General features: G+C 67.0%; 8 protein-coding genes and 1 pseudogene. 3 read left to right on the forward strand and 6 right to left on the reverse strand.

What is annotated here, in order from left to right; translation table 11 throughout:
- Positions 1 to 354: 354 nt before the first annotated feature.
- The 6 genes from OXU42_16160 to OXU42_16185 all read right to left on the reverse strand — a co-directional run bounded on the left by OXU42_16160 (position 355) and on the right by OXU42_16185 (position 6583).
- A complete protein-coding gene (locus tag OXU42_16160) occupies positions 355 to 921 on the reverse strand; it encodes a hypothetical protein (protein ID MDE0030922.1) in 567 nt (188 codons plus the stop codon).
- A complete protein-coding gene (locus tag OXU42_16165; GenBank protein ID MDE0030923.1) occupies positions 915 to 1439 on the reverse strand; it encodes a hypothetical protein in 525 nt (174 codons plus the stop codon). The genes OXU42_16160 and OXU42_16165 overlap by 7 nt, the downstream gene beginning before the upstream one ends.
- A gap of 94 nt (positions 1440 to 1533) precedes the next feature.
- Positions 1534 to 1749, reverse strand: a complete 216-nt coding sequence (locus OXU42_16170; protein ID MDE0030924.1) for a hypothetical protein — start codon at positions 1747 to 1749, stop codon at positions 1534 to 1536.
- Between the two features lie 300 nt (positions 1750 to 2049).
- Positions 2050 to 2484, reverse strand: coding sequence for a hypothetical protein (locus OXU42_16175; protein MDE0030925.1), 435 nt, complete (start codon positions 2482 to 2484; stop codon positions 2050 to 2052).
- On the reverse strand, positions 2463 to 4745 hold the full coding sequence (locus OXU42_16180) for a hypothetical protein (GenBank protein ID MDE0030926.1): 2283 nt from the start codon (positions 4743 to 4745) through the stop codon (positions 2463 to 2465). Before OXU42_16180 ends, OXU42_16175 begins: the two co-directional genes overlap by 22 nt.
- A gap of 422 nt (positions 4746 to 5167) precedes the next feature.
- Entirely contained in the window at positions 5168 to 6583 is a 1416-nt protein-coding gene (locus OXU42_16185) for a hypothetical protein (protein MDE0030927.1), read from the reverse strand.
- 184 nt (positions 6584 to 6767) lie between these two features.
- On the opposite strand from OXU42_16185, the pseudogene OXU42_16190 reads away from it, so the two are divergent.
- The 3 genes and pseudogenes from OXU42_16190 (at position 6768) to OXU42_16200 (ending at position 10444) form a co-directional block, all read left to right on the forward strand.
- Positions 6768 to 8345: pseudogene (locus OXU42_16190) on the forward strand (IS1182 family transposase).
- Positions 8346 to 8603: 258 nt separating this feature from the next.
- Positions 8604 to 9479 carry a hypothetical protein gene (locus tag OXU42_16195; protein MDE0030928.1) on the forward strand — a complete coding sequence of 292 codons (876 nt, stop codon included), beginning with the start codon at positions 8604 to 8606 and terminating at the stop codon, positions 9477 to 9479.
- Positions 9480 to 9484: 5 nt separating this feature from the next.
- On the forward strand, positions 9485 to 10444 hold the full coding sequence (locus OXU42_16200; GenBank protein ID MDE0030929.1) for a DUF2806 domain-containing protein: 960 nt from the start codon (positions 9485 to 9487) through the stop codon (positions 10442 to 10444).
- The last annotated feature ends 745 nt before the right edge of the window (positions 10445 to 11189 follow it).

Below are 11189 nucleotides of genomic sequence, written 5' to 3' on the forward strand. Positions count from 1 at the left end.
CGCCGGCGGCGATGGTGGCTGCGGCCACCCGGGCGGCCTCGTTGGCGGCGTGGGCGGCGTCCTGACGCGCCGCGATGACACGTGGCCCGTCGTAGGCGAGTCCGCCCAGGAACAGCAGCGCGGTCACGATTATGGCGATGAACACCGCATAGTCGCCGCGTTGGTCCCCGGCTGCTGCGGCGATTCGGCGCCGGCTGCGCCGAGACAGCTCCGGGACGGGCCCGCTGCGCTGGTTGTCGGGCGGAGCCGGGGCGACCGGACGAACGGCAACCGGACCAACGGCAACCGGACCAACGGCAACCGGACGAACGGCAACCGGACGGGGGGCGACCGGACGAACGGCGACCGGACGGGTCATGTGCCGGTTCGGGACCGGTGGGGGTCGATGGTGGCCGTGGCGACGACGGTGCGCTCGGTGTCGAACACCCCTAATGCGAAACTGCCCAGGATCTGGGGTGGGACGGAGCATCTCAGGTACACGTGTACTCGGCCCGCGGGCGGCACGGGCGGGCCTGGGCCGAGGTAGTTGCCGAAGGCGTCGGGGCCGAGGTAGTAGCCGACGGTGTCACTGGCGACGGTGCTGCCTCCTCTGGCGACGACGCCGCCCCCGACGTCCTCGAACACGACGACGCTGTCCGCGAGCAGGTCGTTGTTGCAGAAGAGCTTGTTGAAGGCGCCGGCCCGCTCGGCGGTGGCGAGGCTGGCCCGGGCCGTCTCGTAGGCGCGGTCGGTGCGGTGGCAGCACAGAGACGCCGTCTGGGCGGCGCGGTTGGCGGTGGCCTGCAGGTTCTGCTCGATGCGGGCGGAGTCGGCGACCGTCTGCAACACCATCACCGTGATCACCAGCATCGGGAACACGATCGCCACCCCGATGGTCATGCCCGAGCCGGCTTCGCCGCGATCTCGCCAGGCGCTCAGCATTCGAACGCCACGGCGTCTGACAGCTCCACCGCCTCCGTCACTGACAGGTGGTCGAGGGGCCCGCAGGACTCGGCGGTGAGTTCGAGGCCGCCGAACACCGGCGAGATGGTCCCGCCGAACACGATCACGCTGACCACGCCGCGGTCCGCTCGGACGTCCACCGCCGGCGGGCGGGTCTCGACGATCGAGTTCCGAGACGCGGCCATCGCGACACGCGCCGCCAACGCGGCCTCGCACTCGCGAGCGGTCACGGGCGGGGCAAGGCCGACCGCGGCGTCGCCGGTGCAGCCGCCCGGCCCGGCCGCCTGCGCCGCGGCCACCGCGGCATCCGCCGCCGACTGCACCGCGGTGCGCGCCATCGCCAGGATCACCACATGGATCCCGACCAGAACCATGAGCAGCACCCCGGCGAACAGTACCGCGGCAGCGATCGCCTCACCCCGCTCGTCACGGCGCCGCCCCGGCCGCCAGCGACCCGACAGGCTTGCCGCCTGCGCCGGCTCGCCGGACGGCCCCAAGACCGTGACCCGGCCGCGAGCGCCCCACCGACTCACGCCGCCGTCAGCCCGCGAAGACCCTGGCGTGAGATGCTCGCGTCGCCTGTCCAGACGCCTACGGATCCACACATACGTTGGGAGTCACGTCGGTGTCCCAACTGTAGTCGTACTCCTCGCACAACGCCTGGGTGCGAAACCGGCTCGGCTGGAACGTTACGTTCTGTCGCTCCAAGTCATTAGCGGCATCCCCACCCCGCATCAGAATCACCGCCGAGATCGTTACCGCCATCGCAAGCAAGGCCGCCATGATTATCACAGTCTGAAGCGCCATCCCCCGCTCACCACACCACCTGCAATTCGAGTGTGGAGACCTCATTGGCGCTTGACGATGGGCGCGGGGGCGAGGCCCTGCGCCCGCACTCTGATCCGCCCGGGGTCTCTAGGAGAGCGATGAGCATGTCCCCGAATCGCGATTCTGTGATCGCAAAACCCCAGGTCAGAGGCTTGTGTGTCACGTGGGATCGGCATTACTCAACAGTCTCCTACGGTCCCAACAGAGATAGCTCGGGTGCTCTCCCCACGCTCAGCGATCGGGCATGGGATCACTAATCGCTAACCCGCACCCCACACATTAGGGGGAGGGCTCGCAGTAGCCGTCTCCGTCCTGCACACCGGCGGCGGGATCGCGATTCACGTCAGTAATGCCGACTCTCGTGAGCCCTTCGAGCGCAGAAGTGCCGGCCCCTGGCATAGCCGCAGCAGGCACCCAAGTGAAGCCGCCAGTCCTGCAGAGGAGCGGGCTAGTGATTGCGTACATCGACACGTCCTCGCTGTCTTCCAGCGCCTGGGTTTCCTCGGCAGCTCGGTTGAACAGCACGGCGGCGACCGCGCCGGCGATAGCGAGCAGCACGACCATGATTATGATCGTCTGGAGGGCGATGCCTCGCATGTCGCCGCCGCGAGCAGCGGCCAGCCTCCTAGCGAACGGCAGCGACTGGAGACGCCGCCCTGCTATGTAGCCTAGTACGCAAGCTGTCGGCAGACCTACGGCCAACGAAATAAGCATGAGAACCTCCTCGCTTGCCGCCACCTCAAGGCGACCCTACGTCCGAGTGTAGCGATCGGGGAGACGCTCCGCAAATTTTCACTTCCGCACGGTCGGCGCGAGCCGTGGAGGGCGCTGCGTGCCCTGCAGGTGCCGCTGGAGATCCATCCGTCCAGCGTGCTGGCGAACACGTCGCGCGCGTTGGCCGCTGGTCGGGCGCGACCGGGCTCCGCGTCCCAGCCTCGACGACGGTTGACGACCGCGAGGACTGCCGTCGTGAGCAGCGCGGCACCCGTGACTGCGGCGACGGCGGCGTCCACGTATCCGGGCACCAACCATCGAAGCTCCGTCGTGCCCCGGTCCGCCCAAGCCACGATGTGGCCCGGCCCGCCCTTCAGCACCGGCGTGCCGCCCCCGGAGGTCCAGTAGGGATCCCAGGGGATCCGTACCCACACCCATCCGGCCCTGTCGGCGCTGATGGCGAGTCGGTCTCCGGTGGCGTGCAGCGCGACTCCCCGGGCGGACTCGTCGGGAGGATGGCCCCGAGCCTGTCCGGACCATCGCACGGGCACCGCGCTCGCTTGCGGCCCCGTCTCGGACCGCTGGCCGTCGCCCGGCGCTCCGATCTCGATCCACCAGTCGACAGCGGCTCGGTGCCAGGAATCGTCGTCGAGGTGGGGCGTGACGGCCACACCCGAAGCTGAGATGTCGGGCAGCTCAGTGATCTTCGCCGCGCCGTCAGCATTGCAGACGACGAGCCGGCGGGCCCCGAGGGCCTCAGCCGCCGCCATCGCCGACAACTCCGGACTCCCCGCAGCATCCCACGCCTCGAACCAATGCGGGCGCAGTCCACCGGCCGCCCGATAGCCGCCGCGGCGCAGTTCGGCCGCGGCATCGACGAACTCCGCGGTCGCGCTGGTCTCCTTGTAGAGACCGGAAAGGGGGCGCATATCCCCGCTGGTGCGGGCCGTCGTGTGCCAAGGGTTGCGCCATCCGCAGATTGCCACGTCACCCGACGAGGAATTGTAGAGTTGATCGAGGTACACGAGTCCCTCGCTGCCGGGCGCGCCATATGAGGCGTCTGCCGCCAGGAGTGCGTCTGCCGGGCCGGCAGGCGGCACAGGGTTGCGGATCAGAGCCCAGAGGGGCACCCAGACAAGAACAGCGGCCCAGGCCAGAGCGGCGCCCCAGGCGACGACGCGTCGCGGACGCCACATCAGCCACAGGCCCAGGGGCAGGGCCTCGAGGCGCAGCGTGACGAGGACGAACACGACAAGAGAGCCGGCGCCGAGCGCCGCCCAGGCCGGCCGGACCGGCCTCGTCTCCTCGTCGGGCCCGTCCGAAAACAGGCCGGCGGTGCCCAGCGCGGCCAACAGAATGGGGAACTCCAACCAACGCTCCGGCCGCAGGTAGCCGAACAGGTCGGCCGCGGCCGCCGCCAGCAGGCCGGCCAGGGCGGCGCCGGCGAGTCGTCGGGCGGAACTGTCGCCGCGGCGGGCCGCCCACGCCGCGCCCACGGCCAGCACAGCAAGAACCGCCACGCCCCAATCGCTGCTGTAGTCCCAGGCCTCTGAGAGGGGAACCTCCCAGCGCACCAGGCGTTCGCGGCCGTGCAGGAACGGCACCAGCCACCAGGCGCTCACCGCCGAGGCAGCGGCTGCGGCGGTGGCGGCCCAGCGGAGGGCCTGGCGGAACGATGCGCCGCTGGTGGCCAGCAGCACGACGCAGGCGGCAGCCACGCCGGGCAGGACGGTGGCGTTGAACAGCAGCGCCACGCCGGCCAGCGCGCCGCACGTCGCCGGTCGCTGCGGACGCGCCGCCCAGGCCGCCGCGTGGAGCCCGACGGCCACCGCCACCATGGCGGGCCACGACCCGAAGAAGGTGGGCCGGAGATGGAATCCTGACAGGAACCAGTGCATGTGGGCCGACGCCGCGGTGAGCACGAGAACCACAGCGACGGCGGCGCGCTGGGCTCGGGGGCTGTAGCCGACGGCCCGGGCCAGCCGCAGCGCCCCCCACGGCACGAGCACCAGCAGGCCTATGGCGACCGCGGCCATCTGGCCGTGTACCGGGTCGGTGAAGCGCATCCAGGCGTGTCCCAGCGGCGGATAGTTCACGCCGATGGCCTGGCCGCCGTAGAACCAGTCCGACCAGCCCCGCCAGTCCCACCACGGCAGGGTCCGCAGCCACTCCGCGGCCGCGGCGTGGCCCACCATGTCGCCGCCGGGAGCGCCGCCGTTGCGGGCCGCCGCATACCACCCGGCCCCGACCATCGCAGCCACCGCGCTCCCCGCCGACAGCCAAACCGCAGCCAGCCGCCGCCCCTCAGCACGCGCCTCCCCGGCCCCCGGCCCGGCCTCGCCCGCAGCCCGCGCCGACGATCCGGCCGCGCCGGAGGAAGACGCAGCAGTCAGCCGCCCAGCATCAGCCTCGATAGTCCCGAATGGTAGCCGCAGCAGCCCGCCGCGTCCCCTCACGGCGGCGCACAAGCCCCTAGCAGCGGACCTTGCTCCCTGGCGGAGCGCCCGGGACGGTTGCGCGCACCTCGCATTCGGGATCACCGTGAGCCGGATCTGTCCGCGGACACCACACGCCGCACGCCTTCATCTCCGAGCGCCGTTCCAACGCCTGGCTCTGTGTCACGGCCGGTGCTGCGGTGCAGTTGCCCGAAGTTCGACAGCAACTGGCGTGGCCAACGCCATCGCTACCGGAGCTGCTTGACCATCCGCTTGAGCTCTGAGTCTTTGGCGATCTTGTGGGGCTTGCCCCGGAAGGAGCGTATCGCGTCCATTAGGTCGCGGGCGGCGGCTCTCGTGAGCTTTGGCTCAATTGCGTTCAGCATTTCGTCGAACTTGGTCTGCGCTGTGTCGAACCGGAGTTTGCTGGCGACCGTCGGGTCGAAGATCTGCTTGAGCGCGACTTCGGCTTTATCGGGGTCGAACCGTGAGATCATGGTGGCGTAGTGCCCGTCAGCGGCCCAAGCGATTCCGTTTCCGTTCGTGAGGAATGCCTCAACGACTGCCTGAACATAGGGATCGCGGACGGCTGACGGCACCGGCTCAGAAGAGAGCCTGTTGAGGCGTCGAGCCGGCCCCGGCTCCGTATGGAAGTTGTTGAACCCCCGATGGGCCGCGAGCAGATCATCGATCGCCGTGGAGATCTCCGCCGCGCGGACCGGCTCAGGAAGATAGGCGGCGCCCTCGACGACGTCGAGGAGTTCGCGCGCCCGCTCGCTTCTCGCCGTGTCGCCGTTGGCGACGTACTTGCCGTACTTCACGCCGAATTCGCGCCGCTTCGGCTCGGTGACGTGGAACCAGAGGTGGGGCATCAAGAGGCGTACGCCATCGCGTGCTCTCTCGTTGCTGTCCTCGTCGACGTAGATGCCGAAGAATCCTGCTGCGATGTTGTCAGCGCGCTCAGAGGAGAGCTCGGCGAAGAACTCGGCCGTCGCTGACGCGTTCTGTGACGTGATCGCCCCTGCTCGGACGTTGTGCAGGAGCTTTTTGGTTTCTGCCACGACCTGGGTCTCAGGGAGGGTAATTACCTCTTTGATGCAGGTCTCGATCCATCCCAGCAGCTGGAATGCGTTGATCTCGTTCTGGTTTGGGTGCGCAGCGCTGGCGTAGTTCCGCATGTAGCGGGTCAGATCCAGCTGCTGATATCCGATATCTGAGATTAGCCCGATCTCCCTGGCAGCACGGATCAGATCTTGGTCAGAGATCTGATCCAGGTGCTCCTCGTCGTGAAGACCCTTGCGTCGATCTGGAGACGGGACAGCAATGTCGAAGAAATACGCGAGGTCGTATCGGGCGACCCGTCTTCGCAGTTCCGCGATTGTCTCGTCCCATAGGTAGTTGAGAGCGGCGTCGAACAGGCCAGCGCCGACAGCCGCCAACAGCTTCGAAAGGTACATCGACTCGCCTCGGCGCTCACTCGTGAGCTCCGAAATCACATTCGGGTAGTTCTCGAACACCCTGAACCGCTGTTTGATCTCGACCAGAACGCCATCGGACGGGAGGCCCACCCGGTCGAGCGCGGACATCAGAGTCGTCTCAAAATCTTGAAGTCGCTGGACTTCCTTCGAGTGTGCAGGACCGCTCACCGGCTCGATCTCCGACATCTTGCAAGTCTACACAGAAACGATTGCGGACGGGCTGCCCGCTGCACCGCGCGCCGAAGCCAGCCGGGAATGTCCACCACGCGGGGAACGCTGCCAGACCCGCGTATCGCCGGGACTAGGAGAGTGTTGAGTAATGCGGGTTGGGGTGCTCGCGATCGTTGTGGCGGGATGGGAGAATGGGGCTATGCAGGGAACTGAGAGTCCGGGTCGGGAACTGTTGGATGCGTTGGGCCTGTGTGGGGGTCTGGTGCGTGGGGGGTCGGTGTGCCGGTTCTTGGCGGGGAACCGGCTGGGGCTGTTTCCCGGTGAGATGTTGGTGGACTTGTTTGCGTCGGGTCGGGGCGCGCCGTCGCGGCCGGCGTCGGTTGTGGCGGTTGTGTTGGTGTTGCAGGCGTTGGAGGGGTGCTCTGGTCGTGAGGCGCTGGAGCGGCTGCGCTGTGATGTGCGTTGGAAGGGCGCGGCGGGTTTGGCTGTCGACGATGGGGGGTTCCATTGCAGCGTGTTGTCGCTGTGGCGGGCCCGGCTGCGCGCCGGCGTCCGCGCGCAGCGGGTGTTCGACGCGGTGCGCGAGTGGGCCGCGGCCTGTGGGGCGCTGTCTGGGAGCCGGCGGCGGGCGCTTGACTCCACGGTGCTCGACGACGCGGTCACGACCCAGGACACGGTCATGATGGTCAGCTCGCAGATCCGGCGGGTGCGGCGCCTCGTGGGGGCTACCGCCGCGCTGGGGCTGGCCCACGACTACGACGGCCGCGCCAGGCCCGCATGTGATTGATCTGATGCCGGTGAGCGGGCCTGGCTCATCGACGAGCTGGTCACAGACGCCTGTGCGGTGCTGGACGCGGCGGAGGGCCTGGACCTCACAGACGAGCAGGCCGACGCGGTCGGGCTTCTGGCCGTGGTGGCGGGCCAGGACGTCGAGGCCGACCCGAGGGTTCCGGGGCGCTGGCGCATCGCCCGTCGGGTTGCTCGGGGCCGGGTGGTCTCCACCGTGGACCCCGAGGCCCGCCACGCGCGCAAGACCCGCTCGCGGCGCCGCGACGGCTACAAGGCCCATGTCGTCGCTGAGCCCGACACCGGCCTCATCACCGCCGTCGAGCCCACCGCGGCCGACGCCTCCGACGCCAGAGTCGGCGCCCGGCTCCTTGACACCGACCCCACCAGCCGCCCCGACACCGCCGACGACGGAGTCGACACCGACACCGCCGACGACGGCTGGCTGGTGCTGGCGGACTCCGCGTACGCGTCGGGCGAGGCGCTGGAGTCGTTCACGGACGCCGGATGGGACGCCGCCGTCAAGCCCATCGAGCGCCCGCCGCGCGTAGCGGGAGGCTTCACCCGAGACGACTTCGCCATCGACGCCGGCGCACAGACCGTGACCTGCCCCGCCGGGCACACCAAATCGGTCACCTCCGGCGCGGCCCGCTTCGGCGCGCTCTGCGCCGCCTGCCCGCTCAAGGCCCGCTGCACCACATCTGAGCGGGGCCGCAGCGTCACAGTCGACGCCCACGAAGCCCACCGACAAGCCGACAAGGCTCGCTGGCGGCGGCCGCGGACCCGAGCCGCGTACCGCCGGCACCGGCCCATGGCAGAGCGCACCATCGCCTGGCTCACCCACCGCAAAGCCAGACGCGTCCCCTACCGCGGCGTCAACGCCAACAACCTGTGGCTCACCCACAGAGCCGCCGCCGTCAACCTCGTGCGCCTCGCCAACCTCGGCGCCGCCCGCAACGACGCCCCACACGCCCTGCCCGCCGCCGCCTGACCCCCAACACACGCCCTCGGCCACCCCCGCCGCCCACAGCCCGCCCGACCCCAACAACCGCCCCGGCCGACCCGACCCCCAACACCACACCAACCCCGCCACACACCCCCAAACGACAGCCAGCAACCCAGTTGCTCAACACTCTCCTAGGGCACCGGAGGCCGCTTCGCAGCTCTAGAAGCCTCCCGCAGGGGAGCCGACGCGCCGTCGTGCGTCGGTAGGCTCGCCCGCTATGAGCAGCGGCAGGAGTACGCAGCCGTGGTGAAGCGGCCGTTCTCGACACGGCGAAGCGCCGACCGGCAACGAGACTTCCTTGTCTTGCGCGAAGACGTGCCTGACGGTCTTCGTGCCTCGCTGCTCGAATGGACGATGAGGCAGTTCACCATCAGCGACCGATTCTTGACTCCCCAGCTTGACCAGCGCAAGCTCGGCATACTGGAGCGCCTCACGGATCGAACCATTCTCTCGGGCGAGCTTCGGGACTACCTTCCTTCGCTGGAGCAAGCGTTTTCTGAGGATGATCACCTTCACTTGGATGCAGTGGATGTCGCTCTGGGGTTCGCGCGTATCGATGATGTGGTGATTCTGGAGACGTACTTGCGGGAAGCTCGCAGCGCCTACTGCGTTGGTGAGGATTTTGCTCAGCGGTACGAGTTGCAGTATCGGCAGTCCGAAGAAATGACCCGCCTTCTCGCGAACGAAACAAGTCAGCACGATCAAGCTGCTACGCATCTCCGCACTGCATGGTCGCGGTGCTTCGGACGTAAACCGCAGACCAACGACGTTTGCATGGAGGCCGTCAAGTCCATCGAGATCGCAGCCAAGCCTGTCGTCACACCCAATGATCCGAACGCAACTCTGGGAAAGATGTGCGCGGCGATCCGTAGCAAGCCCGACAAATGGGAAACGGACTCCGAGTTCGATGGCGGTGTCAACACTGTCCTAGCGATGATGGAGATGGTGTGGAAGGGACACCTCCGCCACGGACACGAATCCGCACCGTTAGAGGTCTCGCAAGAAGCCACGGAGATGACCGTGCAGACAGCGGTGCTGCTGGTGAGCTGGTTCCGGTCGGGGCGGATTCGGCTAAGGCCGCAACCGAGGATGAGGGATTCCGTTCGCGCCGGGAGGTGAGGGTCATGGTACCAGGCATAGAAGTGTTGGGGACCATTGGTGCCCAGATTCTTGCCCATCTTGGAACTTCGAGCGTGAACGGCATGTTGAAGCGACGGAAGGAGAAGAAGAAAGAGCTAGAAGATGCCGAATCCTCCGACCAACCGGTAGCAGTTACCAGCAGGGAGCTTGAAGAACCTGAGAACCTCGCTGGAGTATTGGAACGCATCGAACAGTTGGAGCAGCGTCAGCAGGATGAGCGTGTCGCCAATGTCCTGTCGGTCCTAGAGAAGACGGTCGAAGCGCTAGCCGACAAGGAAGTGCCCGGTCAGCAACCCGACAGCAGGTGGGTCTCCGTCTTCACTGAGTCCGCCCAACATGCCTCAACGGATGAACTGCGGGACACTTGGGCCAGAATCCTAGCTGGAGAAACAGAACGACCCGGAAGCATCTCGATCAGGACGCTCAATACTCTCGATAGACTCGATCAAGCAACAGCCCGGTTGTTCCGACGCCTGTGTTCAATGGCGAGCTATATTTTATTGCCGAACGGCGAGTACCTCGATTACCGCGTTCCGTCCCTAGAAGGTAGTGCGGCGAACAATTCACTGAAGAACTACGGGATCACGTTCGATGATCTCAACATGATGAATGAGCATGGCCTAGTAATATCGGACTATAACTCCTGGCAGGACTACGGACTCTGCATAGCGGGCCACATTCCTCAGATGCCCCTAAACCAGACAGTCCTAGGCTTCATATATCAAGGCAAGGACAGAGGACTCCTACCAGATGGTGAACGTGAACCCAATCAAGAGTTCCGAGTCTCTGGAGTTGCCTTGACTCGAACTGGTAGGGAACTTGCCAGGGTCGTAGAGCTAGAGCTAGTACCCGAGTACGATCAAGCGTTGGCCGCTTACTTTTCTAAGGAGGGATTAACCATGGTGCGGAGAAGGGGATCATTCCTCCAACCTCCAGACGCGTGAGCACGACCACTTCGATGATGAGCCAACCAAGGACGACGTTCCGTAGGGTAACCCTGTCCTGCTAACGATTGGAACCTTCGCATAAGCGTGGGATGTGGGTTTGCTGGTACCGGTTGGCTGGTCACGTTATCAATAGGCCTCCGGCTTGGAAGTTGGCGGGGTTGGTGAAGCCGTGGGCGGTGCGCCGCTACGCCATGCGCACCACTTTGATGCTGAGTGTCGGTCTACTGATGGCTTCTATCAGGGTCATGTCCAGCCTTGGCGGGCGAAATGAGATGACCCGGCGGCGAGGGCCGGTAGCCGGCTTTGGTGCGCCGCCTGCGGCTACCGTGTCGGCCCGTGCAGGCAGACACGGGATCATCCGATGCCTCCACCCATTCTGAGGACAGCAGACCGCGAGCACCGCGTCCTTGGCGGCGGATGGCCTCGAAGGACGCGGCTGTGGCCGCTGGGAGAGGTACTGCGTCGGCGGTGACCAGCGCAGCAAAGACAGCCGGCCGCGGAGCACAGAAGAGCCGCGAAACCGCCGCAGCCGCTGGTGCAAGGGTCTCAGCCGCAGCGTAGACGCTGCTGTCAAGCGACCTGTCCGAGGCGCTGAACCGGCTCACCGCCGCAGCGCTGTCTGGCCCTGCGACCGTCTACGACAAGGCGCTCGACGCCAACTATCTCGATCCGGTACTGCGCGGTGGGCTAGGAGACTGTTGAGTAATGCGGGTTGGGGTGCTCGCGATCGTTGTGGCGGGGT

The organism is Deltaproteobacteria bacterium (assembly GCA_028818775.1).
Taxonomy (GTDB): domain Bacteria; phylum Desulfobacterota; class Binatia; order UBA9968; family JAJDTQ01; genus JAJDTQ01.

Coding starts and splice junctions, on each gene's coding strand:
- OXU42_16160 (MDE0030922.1), bottom strand. CDS start 921: ATGCTGAGCGCCTGGCGAGATCGCGGCGAAGCCGGCTCGGGCATGACC.
- OXU42_16170 (MDE0030924.1), bottom strand. CDS start 1,749: ATGGCGCTTCAGACTGTGATAATCATGGCGGCCTTGCTTGCGATGGCG.
- OXU42_16175 (MDE0030925.1), bottom strand. CDS start 2,484: ATGCTTATTTCGTTGGCCGTAGGTCTGCCGACAGCTTGCGTACTAGGC.
- OXU42_16185 (MDE0030927.1), bottom strand. CDS start 6,583: ATGTCGGAGATCGAGCCGGTGAGCGGTCCTGCACACTCGAAGGAAGTC.
- OXU42_16200 (MDE0030929.1), top strand. CDS start 9,485: ATGGTACCAGGCATAGAAGTGTTGGGGACCATTGGTGCCCAGATTCTT.